Consider the following 18,768-nt stretch of genomic DNA (forward strand, 5'->3'; position numbering starts at 1 on the left):
TCCACTTCAGAGACAGTTGACCGCATTCACTACGACTTGCGGCATGAATCCTGCATCACGGCACTGACAATCGGCCCTGACCAGGCAAAACAGCTCTCGCAGCTATCCGTCACCGAGGTCTTCGAGCAGGCGGAAGACATCCTGGGACTGGTCCACATCTCGCCCGGTGTCCGCATGGCGCTGTACGAGCTGCTGCTCGGCCTGCTGTACGCCACCGGTGTCCACCCCCGCTCCAACAGGGAGTGGAGGGAATGGGTGCTCCAGCGGCACTCGCTGGCCGAGGCCGCGGATGTGCTGCGCGCCGAGTTCGACGGCCAGCTCGACCTGTTCCACCCGGAACGGCCCTTCGGGCAGAACAGCCTGCTCGGCCCCTTCATGGAGACCCACGGCTACGGACCGGCCCAGCTCGACATCGAGCGGGCGGGGGATGGGGCCCAGTTGGAAGACCACGTCCACCTGCACCACACCTGGCGCCCCACCGCGGCCGAGGCGTTGGCGGCGATGCTGACCAAGCACATGTACGACCCTGGCGGCCGGATGATGGCCAAGAACGGTTGGCTCGGCCGGTCCTTTACCTACGGCGCGCTGGGTCGCAACGCCACACGGGTGCGGAACCTGGCGATAGGGGACTGCCTCGCAGACACCCTGCGCCTGAACTTGGCACCCGTGAAGAGGGCGGGGACGTTCAACTTCAGCTGGACCAAGGGCTGCCAGGACCGGCGTACCTTCACCGGCGACGGTGCGAACATGCCACGGACGCCGGACGGGCCCGCCGATCTGCACAGCTGGCTGGGCCGGTCGATCCTTCTATCCCCGGCAATCGGCCCGGATGGCGCCATCGTGGTGGACCGGGTCCTCGTCGGCGCCGGCGACCTCATGGAGGAGCTGCCCCACACGCTCCTGCAGGACGCCGTCCTCGTCGACGGCCGCCCCCAGCAGGTCCGCAGCGACACCGCCCTGTGGCGCAGCGCGGCCGCCCTCTACGCCGGCGCCGGAAGTCAGGACCCCAAGAACGCCAAGGACGAAGACCTCTTCGCACGCCTGACGAAGGTGAAGCGGAAGGTGGACATCTGGTCGGTCGGGCTGATCACCTCCCAGCGCACCCTGGTCGGGTGGGTGAGCGACACCTACCCCTTCGTCGGCACTCAGCTGCGCCCTCTGCACCTGGCGGCCGTCGATGGCGCCGCCTGGTGTGCGGCCGCGGAGCGGGCGGTGCGGTCGGGAGCCGCCGTCGCCCGTGACATCGCCTATCCCAATGCCCGCCCCGAAGAACGCAAGGCCATCCTCGATCGGCTCCACCCCGGGCCGCTGCTGTGGGCACGGTTCGAGGGGGCCTTCCACGAACTCCTCGACGCCATCGCCGCCGCCGATGAGGACCCCCCAGAGGAACATTCCCTGATCCACGCCCAGGCCCGGGCTGACTTCGCACGGTCGGTCACCGCGCTCAGCCGGGCAGCGCTGGACGAGGGCCTGCGCTCGCTGCCGCCGTCCGGCCTCGCGCTGGAGGCTCAGGTGAAGGCGGAAGGCCGCCTCGCCAAGGCGCTGGCCAGTGACCGTACCTTCCCCGCCGAATTCCTGGAGGCCAACATGCCGCCCTCGCCCGCTCCCTCACTGACAGCCCCTGCCGCACCTTCGGACGCTCCGCTGGCAGAGGAAGAACTGGGCAGCGAGCCGAAGGCGAAGACGACGCCGGGCAGGGCGTTCGCACGCTGGCTCGTCTCCCTCGTCGAGACCCGCAACCACGACTTCCTCAAGCCACTGAAGGAATCGGCGCCCTCCGGGGCCCTGCGTGGCGAAGCGCTGGAGGCGCTGGCCGTCGCCGCGGCCTTTGCCCCCCGCGAAGCCCAGCGGCCGGCCTACGAACTCACCGCTCATCTCTTCGCCCGCTACCACGCAGCGATGCCGACCATGGAGTGGGCGCGCCTGTATGGATCCGGCGACATGGGCTCGGCCTGTCGGCGGATCGGCCTTGGCCACTCCCGAGGCCCGGCCGATCCGGGGGGTCTGGCCGTGTTCCGGCGGCTGACCGGGGACCGGGCGGTGCCGGCCGCTGTTCTGTCCGAGGCCGTCGACCGGCTGCGCGCGGCCGAGGCTGTCCCGCCCCACTGGGCCTCCCTCGTCGAGGACCTCGCCGACTGGCCCCGCCGACAGGAGAGCGTCCGCAAGGAGTGGGCCCGCAGCTTCTACACGCCTGCCAGCCGCGCCCGCCAGACCGCAACGTCCTGAGCCCGGGCTCACCACCGCGAACCCACTCCCCCACCGCCAAGGAGAATCCCGTGAACGCCCTCGACTACCCCTTCCTCAGCTGCCACAGCCTGGTCACCCACCCCAACGTCCTCCTCGTCCGCGACGCCTTGGGCCGGCCGAAGCAGTGCTGGTACGGCGACGCCAACCGCGTCACCCTCAGCCCCCAGACCCAGCGCCGGGCACACCGCATGCACATGCGGGACCAGGCCAATCTCGGCATCGGGCCGCTGGCCTCCCGTACGTGGGGCCTGCGGACCCGCGAGTGGGCACTGAGCACTGCCGAATCCCTGCACCACACCCACCGGTGGGACCACCAGGAAGCTCTCGACACCGCGCGGGCAGCCCTCAGCGGCCTCGGCCTCAATTTCGGGGCCACGGCGAACACCGCCTACCTCACCAAGGTGATGGTCTTCGCCCCAGAGAACGCCGGCGAGACCCTCGCCAAGGTCATCCACGCCCACCAGGACGAACTCGCCGAGTGGACCACCAAGGCCACCGCTGCAAAGGCCGCTGCCGCCGAAGCGAAAGCGAAGAAGAAGAGCAAGGGCAGGGCCAAGGCCGACGCAGGTGACGACGAAGAAGCCCCTGAGGCCGAAGGCAAGGACGACAAGGCTCCCCCCATGCCCAAGAAGGTCAGGAACCAGCTGATCGCCGCGCTCGCACCCGCAGACGCAATCGACATCGCCCTGTACGGCCGCTTCCTCACCGAGATCGCCACCGGCGGCAACGTCGACGGCGCCATCCAGACGACGACCGCGTTCAGTCTGGAGCCGGCCAACATCGTCGAGGACTACTTCAGCGCCGCCGATGATCGGAAGATCGCACGGCAGCGCCAGGGAGCCGACTTCAGCAGCGCCCTGGCCCTCCTCAACGAGGTAGATCCCGTCCCCGCCGAGCAGGACCTGCCGCTCGGTGACAACCGCGGCGCCGGGATGACCGGCTACCAGCCCTTCGTCAGCGGAACCTTCTACGCCCACAGCGTCCTGGACAGAGCCCTGCTGCGCCGCAACCTCCGCAACGCCGGCACGCCAGACGACGAGATCGAGGACTTCGCCCGGGCCGCTGAACAGGCGTTCCTCGACGCGTTCGTCAACGCCGTCCCCAGCGCGAAGAAGAACACCAGCGCGGCCCCCGGCACCCTGCCCAAGCTGGTCCTGGTCCACGAGGGCAAGCGCGCCTACAACTACGCCGCCTGCTTCGAAGAGGCCATCCAGCCTGCCGCCGGCGCACCCAGCATCCAGGGCGCCAAGCGGCTCCTGCAGCACCACGCGATGATCACCCGCAAGCAGCAGCTCGACCCTGGCACCGTCCTCACCTACGACCTCGCCGTCAGCGAACTCCTCGACGACCTGCGCCTGTCCGGACAGCTCGGCCCCGTCGAGGTCCACACCGCCGAAGAACTCGCCACCCCCCTCACCGCCGGCCAGCCCGCATGAGCGGTATCCCTCACACCCTCCTGGTCCGTCTGGAGGCCTTCACCCAGTCCTGGGGCTCCCTCTCGGCCTTCAATAACCGCGACAGCCTGCCCCGCCCCACTAAGAGCGGCGTCATCGGGATCCTCGCCGCCGCCGACGGCCACGACCGCGACGAACACCGCGAAGACGGCGACGACTACCTGCCCCTCGCCACGCTCGCCGCCCTCAAGTTCGGCGTACGCGCCGACCGGCCCGGCGCCCTCGTCCACGACTTTCAGACCACCGGCGGCGGCCGCTACCCCCTGCGCCCCCGAGACCTCATCACCGACCCCGCCCGCGCCGACCGCGCAGCCCCCGACCTGGAGACCGCAACCGGCCGCACCTTCGGCCACATCGACAACCCTCGCCTCACCGACTGGTACTGCGCCCCCAAAAACATCGCCTCCGACCCGGCCACCGGCAACCTCCTCGCCAACAACGCCACCCGCTACCCACAGCTCTCCGACCGTTGGTACCTCGCAGACGCCGCCTTCCTCGCCGGCTTCGAAAGCCCGGACCGGGCCCTCCTGCGCCGCCTCGCCCACCGCCTCCAAGAACCTCGCCGGCTCCTGTGGCTGGGCCAGAAGGGCTGCGCTCCCACACAGCCCCTCTACCACGGCATCCGGCCCGGCCCGCTCGACGAAGTCCTCGCCACCACCCCCCTGCTGCCCCGCTCACGCCCCGCCCCCACCACCGCATGGCTCGAAGTCCCCCGCGCCACAAACAGAGCCCACGACGTCCACGACCAGCCCGTCAGCTACGCCTCCCACCAGCGCGTCCGCGCGCCCCGCTGGGAAGAACGCGTCACCCTCAACCCGCCCACGGAGCAACCGTGACTCCCACCGCACGCGTCGTCGTCCACCACACCATCGCCGAGCTCGAACTCGACCACCCCGACGTCGCCAACGCCCTCCTGGACCACCAGGACATGCACCGCATGATCATGCGGCCCTTCCGGCACTGGGTTCCCGACGGCGATCCCCACCCCCGCGCCCAGATGGGCATCCTGTTCACCACCGCCGCCGACCTCTCCCGGCGGACCCTCACCGTCATCATCCAGTCGCGCGTCCCGGCCGACTTCAGCGCCTTCCCCCACGGCATCTTCGCCGCCCCGCCCCAGTCGCACACCGTCGACCTGACCATCACAGCCGGACAGCAGTACCGCTTCCGCGTCGCCGTCAACCCCGCCCGCTACCACTTCCACAACGGCCGCTACACCCGCGACGGACCCGCCGACTCCTCCCCCGGCGCCACCCTCGACTGGTTCACCGACCGCCTCCAGCCCGCCGGCGCCCCCAACTGGAACCGCAGCCCCCTCATGGGCGCCGACGCCCACCCAGACCACCTCGCCGCCCGCACCCTGCCCACCCTCACCATCCAGCGCCCCAAACACCACATGGTCATCAGCCGCGGCGAAGTCGCCGGCCAGCTCACCGTCACCGACCCCCACACCTTCGCCGACACCCTCACGCACGGCCTCGGCCGGTTCCGCGCCTACGGATGCGGCCTCCTCCTCGTCCAACCCGTCGAACAACACCACGAGAATTCGCTGCCCCAGCCCGAGACCATCACCCACGGAGCCGCCTCCGGATGGAACACCCCCCAGCCACACCCGACACCCGACACCCACGACGGCTACCCCACCTCTTCACACAGGACATCGACACCGTCCCCGTCCACTGCGTCCGCCCGGCCGACACCGACCGCCCCACATGGGCCGTCTACCAACACAGCCGCTACCTCGGCACCCTCCACGCCCGCCCAGGCGAGGGCTGGTACGTCCAGGCATCCCGCGAACTCCACACCGACTTCGCCAACGCCATCCGCGCGCTCCGCCGGCCGCCCACCTGGCCCCGCGTACGCGCACACGCCGTGGAGTGGGCACGCCTCACGCTGGGCGACCCGAATCTGCGCGTCATCAACATCCAAACCACCGGCCTGCAGGATCCCCGGGCCGTCCAGATCGCCGTCAGCAGCGCGAACAACATCGTCTTCAACGAACTGATCAACCCGAACCACCACATCGAGCCCGACGCCACCCGCCTTCACCACCACACCCAGCACACCACCCGCCACGCACCCACCTTCAGCGAGGTACTCCCCCTACTCACCGAGACACTGCACGGTCGCCGCCTGCTCGCCTACAACCTCCCTTTCGTCCAGCACGTCCTCCAATCCGAGCTCAGCCGCCACAACCGCACCACCAGACCTGCCGCCAACTGGCCACCACTGACCAGCTGGGCAGACGCCATGACGCCCATCGCCCAGTGGACGGGACTATGGTCCGCCCAACACCGCGCATACCGCCGCCAACGCCTCCACAGCCCCCACGAAGCGGCATCAAAATGCAGGGCCCTCCTCAGCTCCCTAAACGCCCTGACCTACAACTAAAGAGAGAGCAAGCCCCATAGACGCCCGAGGTCGCAAAGCCTCGCACCCGCAGGCGCGGGAATCAGCGGATCACCGACCCCCGCGAGGAGCGCGAGCTGGGCTCGCACCCGCAGGCACGCGAATCAGCGGATGATCAGACTCTTGCGCGTGCCAAGCTTGAACTCGCACCGCGAGAATCAACGGTCCTGAAGCGTCTCCCACGCAAGCCCGCAGGTCTTGCACCGGCAGGCGCGGGAATCAACGGATAAGCCGGTGCGGCGTCGCCCAGTGAGGCCGGTCCCACCCGCAGGGGCGGGAACGAGCGGGTGATCGCATCCCCACGTGCATGCCCTTACGCCTCTGGGGCGCGGGAATGATCGCATGTCGGCGGCCATCTGATCGTCGGCGGGGTGTCCCGTCTCCGGGCACCGGGAATTAGCGGGTGTGGCGGATCAACGTGGTCGAGACCACCGCGTCCAGCCCTTGGCCGCGGGCATGAGCGGGACCCGGATGACTGGGCGACAGTGGCCGTGAAGTCGCGCACCTAGGCTCGGGAATGAACGGGCGCTGCTGGCCGAATACGAGCCGACTGGCGTGTCCCGCCCTTGGGCGCTGGAGTCAACGAGCGCGTCTCGTTACATTGCGGGATCTGCAACTTCAGGACACACCTACCGAATATGGGAATCGACGTTACATGCTGCGTCTCGGCACCCGCCCCGGCACGTCTCACTCGTAGGCTCGGGAATCAGCGACACCCGCTGGTCATCGGTAAGTTTCCCGGCGCGGCATACGAAGGAGTGGCCAGGACGAGCGAACTCCGTCAAGGTCCGACCGCCCTCCAGCAGCTCGCGGCACGGCGGCCGCGCGTACATGGCAGACCAGGGGTCTTCCGCTCACGTATGAGAATCAGCGGACGGCCACCGTGTTCTTGACGACCCTCAAGCTGTCCACCCCGCAGTACGCGGGAATCAGCGGGCGGCGTTCCCGGTCAACCCGGCGCTATTTGGTCCCACCGCAGGCCCGGGAGTAGGCGGATCGACCGGCATGGCAAGATCACCGCCGCCCCGAAGGGCGCGGGAATCAGCGAGCGGCCAAGGGTGACCTCAAGGTGATCCAAACCTCCCGCCCGCAGGCGCGGGAATCAGCGGTAGTGCGATGCTTCCGTCACGTGAGGTGTCGGTCCCACCTGCAGACGCGGGAATCAGCGGTACGACACCCTGCGGGCTCACAAGATCCGCCGGGCCCACCCGCAGGGAATCAGCGGATGCAGCGCCTCCAAACGGTCGCCGCCGACACGTCCCGACCGCAGGCGCGGGCATCGACGGTACGCGACGCCTGCGACGATGGCCCGGGCCCGACCGCACGCACGGGAATCGGCGGATCCGCGCAAACGCCAAAAGGGGCCTCGTGTGGTCCCAGCCGGCGACTGGAATCGGTGGTCGTACGTCTTGCTGCGCATGGGCCTCGCCCGGTCTCACCCGCACGCTCACGAATCGGCGTAACGACGTCGGTACCTCGGCCAGCGTCATCGCGTCCCACCCCGCAGACGAGGGAATCAGCGGCCGATCATCTACTGCTCGCCTACCTGCAAGCAGATTGCCCGCCCGTACGGGAATCAGCGGACTACCGGCCTCCTCTTCGGCAACGCGGCCGAGTCCGTCCTGCAGGTACGGCAATCAGCGGCCGGGAGTTGACAAGTCCACGTCTGACCCGCGGGCGGATCCTTCCGTCATGCCCGCAGGTGCGGGAATCAGCGGCTCCAAGGCGAGCTGACCCTCACCGACTTGTTGTCGCAATCGCAGCGCGGGCTCAGCGGTGTGGGCACGCACCGCCAGCCTGTTGCCCGCCTCGGTGTTCGCCCCGCGTATGGGAATCAGTGGGTGAGCTCGCAGCCGGTCAGGGCACGGCGCAGGTCCACCCCGCACGCTTGTCGTACGGGGTCAGCAACGGGGGACCTCTCCAGGCTGTGGACCCGTGCGTCCTGCACATGGCGCTCGCACAAGCGCGAGAAGCAGCGGAAGGAGCCGGGCGCCGGGAATCAGCGTGAGGAGGGCGTTCGCTCGATGGACTGGTACCGGTCCGTCCCGCACGTACGGGAATCAGCCGACCGCTCTCACCTGCGGGCGGATCCTGGTGCCCGCGTGCGGGAATTAGCGGTCCTACGCGGCGGTCGGCCTGTTCGGGGCACGCCTCCGCCCCTGACGCTGGTGGCGCCCGTGGCTCGGGAATCGGCGGTGGTACGAGAAGGTCGCGGACGCCGTGCGAAAGCACACCGCCGGAGGAATCAACGGTCTTCGCCGCGGACCAGGATCGAGGGAACGTCCCCACCCGTAAGGCCGGGAATCAACGAGATTGAGGGGCGCTGATCACCCAGATGATGGGATCCACCGGATTCCCCCAGCCTGCAGCGGGGGAATCCGGGCCCTTGCCTGTATAGCCGAACCCGTCGACCTGCTGTCAGCGCCGGATGGCCGGCTTCGGCAGCAGTGTTCTCAGCAGCTGGGCTGTCTCCGCTTCCATGTCCACTCCCCCGCCGAGGCCTTCGTTGATGCGGGCCAGCCGCGCGGCGGCTTCACGGAGGGCGTCCACGTCTCCTGCGGCGTGGTGGGCAAGGAAGACCTGTCGGTGCAGGAGTTCGTTCTCCTCGGCGGCGAGGAGGCCTTGGTGCGCGGCCCAGAGCGCTCCGGCGTAGTCGGCGGCCTCCCGGCGGCGGGTGGACAGCTCGTAGGCGACGTCGGCGATGGCCGACACCATCTCCTGCACCGCCGGCTCGGCCCAGGCGTAGCGCTGGGGGTCGATCGCGGCGAAGGGCCGGCCGCGGACGAGCGCGAGGGCCCGGCGCAGGGCGAGTTCGCCGTCCTCGTCGTGGCGGGCGAGTCCAACCCGGGCGAAGTTCTGGAAGGTCCGCCAATCGCAGGTGACGGCCTGGGCGAGGCGGTAGCGGCTGTCGCCGGTGTCCTGGACCCGCGGGAAGAACGCCTCGCCGTCGGCGTCCTTGCCGAGCCAGGAGCGGGTGCGGCTGATGACGGCGTTACGCATCTGCTTGTTGACCAGGCGGCCCGGCCAGAGGGCGTCGTCGATGGCGTGGTGGTCGGCGCCGGGGTTGAGCGCGAGGTAGGAGACAAGCTCGACGGCCGCGCTCTGCCGGTTGGAGTCGATCCGGCCCGCAGCGCCCTCGATGACCACCCGCCCGAGCAAGAGCACCATCGGCGCGGTGGTGCCGGTGTCGTCGGCATCGTCAGCGGCACGAGTCGGGGCGGGCACCGGAACGGAGGCCAGGCCCGGGAAGGCGGCCGGGACGGGGCTCTCGGCCTCCGGGACTTCCTCGGCCGGGGCGGTTTCTTGCTTGGTCAGCACGGGGGCGGCTTCAGGCTCAGCAGTTGCCGGGGCAGGAACGGGAGCGGCCGGGGGATTGAAGAGGTCAGCGATCGTGGGACCACCGGCGTCGTGCTCGGCCTGGCCGTCGGGTGCCTCGGCCGTACGGGCTACGGACGGGCCGGGCGTCTCGTCCGACTCGTCGGTGGGGCTGTCGGCCTCGACCTGGTGCGCGGTCTCCAGCTCCTCCCGCTCGATGTCGGCGTACTCGTCCGGCATCCCGTCCTCGTCGGCACCAGCCTCCGGCTGCGTTGCTTCGCCGTCGCCGATCTCCTCAGCGTCCTCCGACGGGCCCTCCTCGGCCGCGCCCTTCTGGTCTTGCTCAGCCTCGTCCTCTTCCGCCTGCTCGTCGGTGTCGAGGAGGCCGTCCAGCCACTCGTCGCGAGCGGGTACGTCGGTGTCGGCCGCGGAGAGGGTGAGCAGCTCGATCGCGTCGGCGAAGTGCTGGTCGGACAGGCCCTGGAGCTTGATGGGCAGGCCGGAGCCGGGCAGGACGATGGTCTCGTCCGGTCCCGCGCAGTGCAGGGTCCAGCCCTCCTCCGGGGCCAAGTCGGCGTTCTCGCTGACCGTGACGACCGCGCCGGCGACCCGCGGCGGGGCCGTGATCAGGTCGAGCAGCGCCTCGGTCTGGGGCCCTTCGGGGAGCTCGGCGGCGAGGAGGATGTGGGGCGTCCACGAGCCGCCGGCGTCTTCGTTGAGGCGGGCCACTCGGAGGGTGGGTGCGCCAAGTGCGGCCAGGGCTCGACGCTGGTCGGCGGTGTGGCTGGTCAGTTCGGCGACCGCGTCGGCGACCGCGTCGGTGCGGGCGACGCGCTCGGGGGCTGCGTCGTCGAGGCCTGGAGCGGTGTCGGCGAGCGCGGTGATCTCCAGGTGTCCGGGCAGGGGCGTGCTGGCGAGCTCGACCGCGATGGCTTGCAGGACGTGGCGGGCGTGGTCGGCGTCGCCATCCAGGTGGAGGACGCCTACGTACTCCAGGTCGACGAGGACCAGTCGGCCCGCGCCATCCCAGCCCAGGGAGACCAGGGCCGGGTAGGGCGCGTCGGCGCCCTGGAGGGCTTCATGGCCAGCGAGGTCGGGACTGGAGGCCGGGCACGTCCACAGGTCCGTGCGGCCGGCGGCGCCCGAGAAGGGCTTCATCGGGGGGACATCGCCGTCGAGGTGGAGCTCGACCTTCTGCTCATGCAGGACGACGGCGGTGACCACCGGCAGGTCGCGCTCCGCCGCTGCAAGGTTGAGGGCCAGCGTGCGCAGGGCGGCGTCGAGGAGATCGAAGCCGGTGGGGTGCTGGGCGGCGCGCAGGCCCTGTTCGGTGGCGGCGGCGCTGCCGGTGGGCATGGGGATGCGACGGCCGGGCCGGCGGCGGCGCTGCTGGAGGATGCGGCGGGTGGCGAGCGTGCCGATGAGGGCGGCGGCCAAGGCGCCGGCTCCCATCCAGACGGCAGCGGGCGCCAGGGCCTCGTCAGTGTCCTGCAGCTGCTGGGCGGTATCCGCTTTCTGACCCTCCTGCGCGGGCGCGGGCGCGGCCGTGGTGGGCGCGGTGCTGGGGGTGGAGGCGGCGGGCGCAGGGGTGGCGGGCTGCGAGGGCGCGGGGGCGGGGGCGGGTGCCGCCGGCGTGGGGGTGTCCTTCGCCGTGTCCGGCGTGGGGGTCTTGGTGTCCGGGGCGGGCCGGCTGTCGGAAGCGGGGGCCGGGGCGGTTGCGGCAGGGAGGGAAAGCTTCTGGCCGGGGACGATCAGGTCCGGGTTGTCGAACGTCCCGCCTCCAGGCAGCGACTTGCCCTTGTTGGCCTCGAAGATCTTCGGCCAGTCCTCAGGGTCGCCGTGCTCGTCAGCGATGCCCCACAGGTTCTCACCGGACTTGACGACATGATCGGCCTTGGCCGCAACGGGCTTTGCATCCGTTGGGGCGGCCTGCGCGGGCTGCTGAGCGGGCGCGGCCGTCTCGGGCGCGGCCTGGGAGGGCGCCGGAGCCGGGGCAGCCGGCTTGGCGATATTGGCGTCGGCGGGAAGCCGGATCACTGTGCCCTTGGGCAGGAACTGGTCGCCGGCCGCGAGTTGCGGGACGCTCGGGTTGAGGGCGGCGATGTCCTTCCAGCGCGGGCCGCTGCCCAGGTACTGCTCCGCCAGGTCCCACGGGAGCTCGGAATCCCCGGTGACCGTGTGGGTGGGCCAGGCGTCCTGTTCCGCTGCGGCCGCCGTTTGTGCCGTCGCCGCGCTGCCGGTGCCCGCGGTCTGTACGGCCGTCGCCGCGACGGCCGGGCCGGTCGTCGCGGCCGAGGCCGCGGTGGGGGCGATCAGCACGAGACCGCCGACGAGGAGGCCGGCGAAGGACTGCAGGCCGCCGAGGCCCCTGATCCGCTTCGCCTTGCGGCCGCGGAACAGGGCGACGATCTCGACGAGGGCGGACAGGGTGAACAGCGCCCAGCCGATCCAGCCGATGGTCGTGAGCACCGTGAAGAACAGCCGGCCGTCGTCCTGCTGGGTCAGGAGATCCCATCCACCGACGAAGTCGGTGGGCTGATATCCAACGGCCAGCAGGACGAGGGGGATGCCAGCGATGAGTGCGGCCAGGACGGCGAGGCCGAGCAGGGCGCGGAGCAGGCGTAGAAGGGTGCGCATGGGGCGGTCAGCCTCCGGCTTGGGTGTGCAGTCGGGCGTGTGCCGTGCCGGACACGCTGATCGTCGACCTACCCACGAACTGGGCGAACAACGTGGTGTAGGTGTCGTGAACGGTGACTTCGAGGCGCTGGCCGCCATGGGTGACGGTCACGGAGCCCGAGACGTTCTGGGCGGCGAGGTAGTCCTGGGCGGCGGCGACGGCGGCGTCCGGGTCCACCGTGATCTCGGTGCCCTGGACGGCAGCGGGGACGTTGAGCTGCTGGCCGGCCGCGCGAGCGGCTTCCTGCGCGAGCCCGGTCGCGCGGTTGGTCGCGTTGAGGGCGCCGCCGCCGTCGACCAGCAATCCCATGATCATGATGATGCCGATGGCGCTCAGCGCGTAGAACGGCGAGAGCGATCCGCGGTCGCCGCCGTGGCGGATCCGGTCCCGCAGAGCGCTGATTCGGCGGGTGAGGGCGGTGATCACTGGCGGCCTCGGTACGAGTCAATCGGGCTGGTCCACGAGGCCCGGAGCGTGCGGGATCCCGGAAGCCCTGGCAGCCCGATCTCGCCGAGCGGAGCGGTGCAGGCAACGGTTACGCGGACGGTGGCCTCCTGGCCAATGTCGAGGCCGTACCCGGAGGTATCGACCGAGACGCTGGAAGAGGCGCAGCGGATCCCCTCACCGTTGAGGCTGCGGGTCGCAGCAGCCGCCCCAGCGGACTGCGCGGCGCCGGCTTCCCGTTCGAGGGAGGCGGCGCGGGCGGCCGCGCGAGCGGCACCGTCCACGGCGCCGGAGGCATCGGTGACCCGCCCGAAGGCGATCATGAGCAGCATGAGGGCGATGATGGCCGGGGCGAGGATGACGGTCTCGACGCTGTAGCTCCCGCGGTCCTCGCGCCAGTCGATGCGCCGGGCCCGCCTCACTGGGCCGCCACCCAGCGCTCGACCGGAGCCTCGGCGCTCTGAACGACATCCAACTCGAAGCCAGGGACCAGGGTTGCGACGGTGCCCCGGACCGTGATGCGGATCTGCTCCGCGCCGCTGCCCTCGGCGGAGACGCTCGCCCCGCGGACGCTGCCGTACTTCGCGAGGAGCTCCTGGGCCTGGGCGACGCCGTCGCCAGGGCCGGCACCGAGCTGCCGTCCGGCTTCGACTCCCTGGGTGGCGGCGGAGCGGGCGACGGAGCGGGCGTGGAAGTACATGCCGGTCTGGATTGCGGCGAAGACCAGGAACAGCACCACGACGGCGAGCACGGCCAGCTCCACACTGCCCGAGCCCCGGTCGCCCTCGTCCCGCAGGCGTGCACGTAGGCGCCGCCACCGGTTGCTGACCTGGTCTTTCACGCCGCTTCCTTCCTCCTGGTGGGTGGTTCAGCCGCTGATGAGCGGGATCTTGGCGTCGGTGAACGTCTTGATCGCGGCGACGACCGCGATGGCGATGGCGATGACGACACCGGCGATGACGGCGAGCTCGGCCGAGGTCTGTCCGGCGTCACGCGGAGCGTTCTTCAGGCGCTCCACGCGGGCGGCGAGGAAGGTGGTCAGGGCGCGGATGTGCATGTTTCTCTCCCTTGGGGTTCAGCCGTTGAACATCGAGACAACGGGTGGCAGGACGACGAAGACGAGCATCAGCAGGACCGCGAAGGTCACCGGCAACACCATGCTGGTACTGGCTTCGTTGGCTTGGGCTTTGGCGTCGGAGAGGATCGCGACGCGCAGCTGGCGGGCTTGTGCCTGGAGGGTGGTGTAGACGGCGGCGCCGTCGCCCGCGAGTGCGAGGGTGTCGGCCGGCCGCGTGAGCTCGGGGATGTCGAGCTCCTCGCCGAGCTGCTTGAGGGCGTCCCAGACGGTGACACCGGCGAGGTCGGCCTCGTAGAAGGCCTGCCGCATGCGCTCGAAGATGAATCCGTCGCCCACCGCCGCCGTGTCCGTGAGCGCTTGGGCGGCGCCGCTGTTGGCGATGCGGGCGAGGGCCACGCGGTCGAGGTAGGAGGCCGCTGCGTGCCGTACGACGAGCCGGGCGGCCGCCGCCTCCTTCCTGACCTCCTGGCCGGGCCACAGCCAGAACAATGCGCCCAGGCCGAGGCCTGCGGCGGCCGGCATCACGAACGGCAGGCTCACCCCCAGCATGGACAGGAGCGCCCCGGCCAGCTGCGGCAGGACCAGCCCGTAGAGCGCGAACAGGGCACGCTTGCCGAGGTGCTCGGCGGGGCTGATTCGCAGGAGGGCGAGGTCCCGGACGGGCAGGGTGATCCGCTCGCCGAAGCCTGCCAGGAGGCGGGTGCCGACCTTCTCGGGCAGGGACCCGGTACTGGCGGCGGTGATCCTGGGCTGGCGGGCGATGTGGTCGGCGTCGAGCCGGTCCATGACGGAGACGACGTCGGGCCGGGCCGGCCACAGGGCGCGGATGGCCACGCCGGTGAGGGCTCCGGCGGCGGCCGCGGGCAGGACCGCTTCCATGGGGATCATCGGGCGGCTCCCGTCGCGGCGGCCGGTTCGGCCGGGGTGAGCGGATTGAGGAGGCGGGGATCCGGCTTCGTCGCGGCGGCCCGGCGCAGCCAGGACAGCGTCCAGGCGAAGAGCCCTCCGAGGATCGCGAGGGCGACCTGCCCGGCCGGGGACTGGTACCAGGCGGACCAGGCTTCGTTGAGCATGCAGCCGACGAAGACGATGCAGATCACGATGCTGACGATCCGGCTGGATTTGCGGATCTTGGCGCGGTCGGACTCGATGTCGCGGGCGTCGGCGGCCTGCTGGTGGATTGTCACCGCGAGCGCCTCCAGCGCGGTCGACAGGCCGGGCCCCATGTTCGCCGCGTGCGACTGGAACAGCAGCGCAACGTGGTCCACGACCCCGTCGCTGAGCTCGTCCGCGAACAGGGCGAAGGCCTGCTTGGAGTCCATGCCGGAGCGCAGCCGCTCATCCAGCGCCCGCACGTTGACGGCGATGGGGGCAGGTGCGTTGCGAGCACTGGCGCGGATGGTCTGCACGAGGCTGATACCCGCGGTGTGAATGCCCGCCAGCCCGTTGAGCCACTGCCCGATCGCCTCCAGGCGCTCGATCCTCTGCTCGGCGGCCGTGCCCGGGTTGAGGAGGAAGGGGAAGCCTAGGACTGCGGCGCCGGCCATGACACCGTGGACGGGCCACCCGGTCCACGCCCACACCGCGAGGACGGTGATACAGGCCGTCGTGACCACGGCGCGCCAGCGGCGCTGCCAGGCATCGGGCAGGGTCGCCTTCGCCGCGCGGATCCGGCTGGCGCGGCGGGAGGCGGGCTTCGCCGGGTCCACGACGCGGCCGCGCCACTCGCGTACGGCGATCAGGCCGGCGAGGACCATGACGAGGGCGCACAGCGCGGCTACGAGAGCGAGCTGCGAGGAGTTCACCGCACCTCCCGGATCTCTGGTTCGGTCATCAGCTGTGCAACCGCCACACGAGCAACCCGACGAGGACCACGGCCGCTCCCGTGAGGGTGGCGGCGATGTAGGCGATGTCGCGGGTCACAGGGCTTCCTGTTCTGCAGGTTGGTCATCGCCGCTTCACCAACTTCATGGGCGGCCCCCAGGCGCCTTCGGGGTTCTGGGTCAGCCAGTGGCGGTCGAAGGTGCCGGTGCGCTCCAGGACGTCTATGTACGACGGCATGTTGCGGTACACGGCGCGCGGTTCGTCGCCGTGGGGGGCGAAGAGTTCGCTGGTGGTGGGGCGGCCGCCCTCGCCGACGACGTCGTGGACCTCGTAGATGTGGGAGACAAAGCGGTGCTTGCGGCCGCCGATCGCGGTCTCATCGAGGTAGGTGAGGTAGACGACCACGTCGATCGCGGAGGCGATCAAATGGTTGGCGGCCTCCGTCTGCATGCCGGCCTCGGTGCACAGCTGCACGAGGCGGGAAATGATCGCGTGCGGGCGCCGGACGTGCAGGGTGCACATCGAACCGGAGCCGCCCGCGGACATGGCCTGAAGCATGGGGAGGACCTCGGTGGAGCGGACCTCGCCGACGATCACCCGGTTGACGTTGTAGCGCAGGGCCGTGGGGAACATGTCGCCGATGGTGACCTCGCCCGAGGCGCTGCCCGCGCGAACTTCGCCATTGGACTGGCGGGCCTCAAACGCGAACGTGAGCGGGCCGGGCTTGTCCGGCGGCCCGGGCTCGTCGAGGTAGAGCTCGCGGTCGGACTCCAGGGTCGCGATCCGCTCGCCGGGCGGGATCTCCCGGCCGAGGGCGCGCAGCAGTGAGGTCTTGCCGGCGCCCATATCGCCGACGACCAGGATGTTGAGCTTCGCCTGGACGCAGGCCAGGAGGAAGGCTCGCAGCAGTGGGTTGATGGAGCCCCACTGGACGAGCTCGTCGATGCCGTGCTGGCGGATGCGGTGCTTTCGGATGACCACCGAAGGCCGTGTGGTGAGCAGGCTCGCGGTAACGCGGGACCCGTCGGGCATGCGGAAGCCGACGTTCGGGGTGGCCTGGGTCAGGGCGCGCTCACCGTGTCCGGACAGGCCAGCCATCCGATTGACCCAGGTGATCAGCTCGGCGTGTGAGTCAGCGACCCGGTCGATGCTGCGGCGGGGCCGGTCGTAGTACTCGATGTGCGCGCGGAGGCCGTCGACCATGACGTCCTCGACGCCTTCCTCGTCGAGCAGGCCCTGGAGGCGGCCGCCGCGGAACATGGCGTCGAACACCGCCGCCCCGATGGCGTGTTCCTCGGCCGGCGAGAGTGCGGGCTTGCCATGGGAGTACTTCGTGGACCACTTGGCGACGGCCTTCGTCACCATGGAGCGGGCCTGGGCCCTCCTGTCGTCCTCTTCCAGCAGGCGGCTGGGGTCGTGCGCGGACAGCTCGGCGGACACCTCGGCCTGGAGCGCCTCGATCACCTCCCAGGCGACCGGAAGTTGTCCGGGCAGCCCGGCCAGCTTCGGGACCGCGCCCGGACTGGCGGCCGCCGCCGGGCGGGCGGGAGCCGGCAGGGCGGGGGCCGGGGCTGGTGCCGTCGCGGGCTGGGGGATGCGGGTCGTGCCGATACGGCCGGTGAGCAGGCCGGCGATGTCGGCGGGGCCGTGCGCGGTCGGGCCGTCAGGGCGCTGCTGGGTATCAGCCACGGGGGTCCACCCGTCCCTGGCCCAGGCGCTCAAGAACCCCGGCAACCTGAGGAGTGGCCTGTGCCGGGAGGGCGGCCACCGCCGGCTGGGCGGCCAGCGCTGCAGGAGTTGGCGCTGAAGGAATCGGCGGGTACTGCTGGTGCAGGGCTCGCCGGGAGGCGGCCGCCTGGAGGTGGCCAAGCGCGGTGCGGGCGGCGCCCAGGAGCGCGGACTTGTTCAGCTTTCGCGGGGCGCTGGCGGTGCCGGCAAGGTAGGCGGCGGTGTCCGGCTCCCAGGGCAGCGCGGCCATCACCGGCAGACGCAGCGCATCGGACACCTCGTGGGCGCGGCGGGGCCCGTTCTCGATGAGGAGGACGCCTAGGGCGTCCGGGCCGGTGCCGCGGTCGGTGAGCTCGTTGCGCAGCGGTTCGGTCATGTGCCGGGCCAATGCGAGGGACTGGTCGGTGGCCCGTACGACGAGCAGCACCAGGTCCGCACCGTGGAGGAGCGGTGCGGGCGTGAGGGTGGAGTGGAGGCGGCCGGACTCCAGGGCCAGGCGGCCGGCGTCGATGACGACGTCGTAGCCGCCTTCGTCGGACAGGACCCGCATGACCTGGGCCAGTGCAGGCCAGCTCCGTTCGAGGGCGGGTGCCTGGGCGGGGTCGGTCAGGCCAGGGAGGACCTGGCGGTTTCCGGAGGCGTCGAGGCGGACGAGGTGGTCGGCGAAGGCTCGCGCGAGGGCGTCCTCGCCGGCGCGCTCGGCCACGGCGAGGTGGTAGAGGCCTGTCCCGGCCGTGATCTGGGCCTGGAAGAAGCCTGCACGCAGGGTGCCTCCGGCGGGGTCGCACTCAGCCAGCAACGAGGGGCGCGTGGAGGACAGGGTCATGGCCAGGGCGCTGGTGGTCACACCGGACGACTTCGCGCTGACCAGCGCGGTGACGGTCACGATCCGCTCCGGACGTCGCGGACCAGGGCGATCCGGCCGGAGGAGGCACGGGTGGCCAGCAGGGGCCCATCCGAGGACGCGACAGCCAGGTTGACGACCACGGCGCCGGACGCATCGGGCCGGCTGACGGAGACCACGACCGCCTTGACCGACGTGGGCGGAGCCTCGGCGCCATCCTTGCCGGTGGGCTGCTCACCCTGGGCAGGGACGGTGACGGCGAGGACCTTGTCGCCGGGCACGAGGGAGCCGGCAGGGGCCTGGCCCCGCTTGACTTGCACGCCGACCTGCTGCTTGTCGTCACCCAGGCCGGTGCCGGGCTGGAGCTGGCCAGCGACGAGCAGGCTGCCCTTGCGCAGGTCGACGGCGGGGCGCTTGCCTACGACGCTCGCGCGGTCGGTGGCGGGCATCGGGGTCAGGGCCCCGTCGGCAGACACCTCCGCGACGACGATGTCCTCGTCGGTGAGCGGCTGCCCGGCGGGGACGTCGTTCGCGATGGCCAGGACCTTCGTACGGTCCCCCACAGCGGTCACGGCGGCGGCCGCGCCGAGGGCGGCCGCTACGGCCAGAACCGTGCTCAGGGCAGCCGCGGCGTACCGGCGCTGCTTCTTCACGGGGGCCGCGGTGGTGATGGGGAGATCGGTGCGCGGGCCGGTCGGACGCGGCAGCGGCGGGGCGGCGGGGGATTCCATTCGGGTTTTGCCTCTCG

At 71.0% G+C, this 18,768-nt stretch carries 14 protein-coding genes and 1 pseudogene; 5 read left to right on the forward strand and 10 right to left on the reverse strand.

Going from position 1 to position 18,768, the window contains the following annotated elements; all coding sequences use genetic code 11:
• Window positions 1–36 precede the first annotated feature (36 nt).
• The 5 genes and pseudogenes from ACLJTM_RS31955 (at window position 37) to ACLJTM_RS31975 (ending at window position 6,092) form a co-directional block, all read left to right on the forward strand.
• Complete coding sequence (locus ACLJTM_RS31955) at window positions 37–2,226, forward strand: type I-E CRISPR-associated protein Cse1/CasA (protein WP_411107293.1); 2,190 nt, start codon at window positions 37–39, stop codon at window positions 2,224–2,226.
• A 50-nt stretch (window positions 2,227–2,276) separates the two neighbouring features.
• Window positions 2,277–3,683: a type I-E CRISPR-associated protein Cas7/Cse4/CasC gene (locus ACLJTM_RS31960; RefSeq protein WP_411107294.1), complete on the forward strand. Its 1,407-nt coding sequence runs from the start codon at window positions 2,277–2,279 to the stop codon at window positions 3,681–3,683.
• Window positions 3,680–4,537: a type I-E CRISPR-associated protein Cas5/CasD gene (gene cas5e / locus ACLJTM_RS31965; protein ID WP_411107295.1), complete on the forward strand. Its 858-nt coding sequence runs from the start codon at window positions 3,680–3,682 to the stop codon at window positions 4,535–4,537. The genes ACLJTM_RS31960 and cas5e overlap by 4 nt, the downstream gene beginning before the upstream one ends.
• Before the next feature lie 92 nt (window positions 4,538–4,629).
• Window positions 4,630–5,166, forward strand: a pseudogene (locus ACLJTM_RS31970) (type I-E CRISPR-associated protein Cas6/Cse3/CasE); the annotation flags it as partial.
• Between the two features lie 125 nt (window positions 5,167–5,291).
• On the forward strand, window positions 5,292–6,092 hold the full coding sequence (locus ACLJTM_RS31975) for an exonuclease domain-containing protein (RefSeq protein ID WP_411107296.1): 801 nt from the start codon (window positions 5,292–5,294) through the stop codon (window positions 6,090–6,092).
• A gap of 2,436 nt (window positions 6,093–8,528) precedes the next feature.
• Here ACLJTM_RS31975 and ACLJTM_RS31980 read toward each other — a convergent pair.
• The 10 genes from ACLJTM_RS31980 to ACLJTM_RS32025 all read right to left on the reverse strand — a co-directional run bounded on the left by ACLJTM_RS31980 (window position 8,529) and on the right by ACLJTM_RS32025 (window position 18,751).
• Window positions 8,529–12,062, reverse strand: a complete 3,534-nt coding sequence (locus tag ACLJTM_RS31980; protein ID WP_411107297.1) for a LysM peptidoglycan-binding domain-containing protein — start codon at window positions 12,060–12,062, stop codon at window positions 8,529–8,531.
• 7 nt (window positions 12,063–12,069) lie between these two features.
• On the reverse strand, window positions 12,070–12,528 hold the full coding sequence (locus ACLJTM_RS31985) for a pilus assembly protein TadG-related protein (RefSeq protein WP_411107298.1): 459 nt from the start codon (window positions 12,526–12,528) through the stop codon (window positions 12,070–12,072).
• Window positions 12,525–12,968: a TadE family protein gene (locus ACLJTM_RS31990; protein WP_411107299.1), complete on the reverse strand. Its 444-nt coding sequence runs from the start codon at window positions 12,966–12,968 to the stop codon at window positions 12,525–12,527. Before ACLJTM_RS31990 ends, ACLJTM_RS31985 begins: the two co-directional genes overlap by 4 nt.
• Complete coding sequence (locus tag ACLJTM_RS31995; protein ID WP_411107300.1) at window positions 12,965–13,387, reverse strand: TadE/TadG family type IV pilus assembly protein; 423 nt, start codon at window positions 13,385–13,387, stop codon at window positions 12,965–12,967. Before ACLJTM_RS31995 ends, ACLJTM_RS31990 begins: the two co-directional genes overlap by 4 nt.
• Window positions 13,388–13,414: 27 nt before the next feature.
• Entirely contained in the window at window positions 13,415–13,603 is a 189-nt protein-coding gene (locus ACLJTM_RS32000) for a hypothetical protein (RefSeq protein ID WP_079408564.1), read from the reverse strand.
• 18 nt (window positions 13,604–13,621) lie between these two features.
• Window positions 13,622–14,512, reverse strand: coding sequence for a hypothetical protein (locus tag ACLJTM_RS32005; protein WP_411107301.1), 891 nt, complete (start codon window positions 14,510–14,512; stop codon window positions 13,622–13,624).
• Window positions 14,509–15,429, reverse strand: coding sequence for a type II secretion system F family protein (locus tag ACLJTM_RS32010; protein ID WP_411107302.1), 921 nt, complete (start codon window positions 15,427–15,429; stop codon window positions 14,509–14,511). The genes ACLJTM_RS32005 and ACLJTM_RS32010 overlap by 4 nt, the downstream gene beginning before the upstream one ends.
• Before the next feature lie 142 nt (window positions 15,430–15,571).
• Window positions 15,572–17,137 (reverse strand): CpaF family protein, encoded by a 1,566-nt coding sequence (locus ACLJTM_RS32015; RefSeq protein ID WP_411107303.1) that lies wholly within the window; start codon window positions 17,135–17,137, stop codon window positions 15,572–15,574.
• On the reverse strand, window positions 17,130–18,062 hold the full coding sequence (locus tag ACLJTM_RS32020; protein WP_411107304.1) for a hypothetical protein: 933 nt from the start codon (window positions 18,060–18,062) through the stop codon (window positions 17,130–17,132). The genes ACLJTM_RS32015 and ACLJTM_RS32020 overlap by 8 nt, the downstream gene beginning before the upstream one ends.
• Window positions 18,059–18,751: an SAF domain-containing protein gene (locus ACLJTM_RS32025; protein WP_411107305.1), complete on the reverse strand. Its 693-nt coding sequence runs from the start codon at window positions 18,749–18,751 to the stop codon at window positions 18,059–18,061. The genes ACLJTM_RS32020 and ACLJTM_RS32025 overlap by 4 nt, the downstream gene beginning before the upstream one ends.
• Between the last annotated feature and the right edge of the window lie 17 nt (window positions 18,752–18,768).

Source organism: Streptomyces sp. cmx-4-9, from assembly GCF_046548835.1.
Lineage (GTDB): Bacteria > Actinomycetota > Actinomycetes > Streptomycetales > Streptomycetaceae > Streptomyces.

Bases quoted from the DNA above. Each gene is read 5' to 3' on its own strand.
- cas5e (WP_411107295.1), top strand. From the start codon at position 3,680: ATGAGCGGTATCCCTCACACCCTCCTGGTCCGTCTGGAGGCCTTCACC.
- ACLJTM_RS31975 (WP_411107296.1), top strand. From the start codon at position 5,292: ATGGAACACCCCCCAGCCACACCCGACACCCGACACCCACGACGGCTA.
- ACLJTM_RS31980 (WP_411107297.1), bottom strand. From the start codon at position 12,062: ATGCGCACCCTTCTACGCCTGCTCCGCGCCCTGCTCGGCCTCGCCGTC.
- ACLJTM_RS32000 (WP_079408564.1), bottom strand. From the start codon at position 13,603: ATGCACATCCGCGCCCTGACCACCTTCCTCGCCGCCCGCGTGGAGCGC.
- ACLJTM_RS32005 (WP_411107301.1), bottom strand. From the start codon at position 14,512: ATGATCCCCATGGAAGCGGTCCTGCCCGCGGCCGCCGCCGGAGCCCTC.
- ACLJTM_RS32025 (WP_411107305.1), bottom strand. From the start codon at position 18,751: ATGGAATCCCCCGCCGCCCCGCCGCTGCCGCGTCCGACCGGCCCGCGC.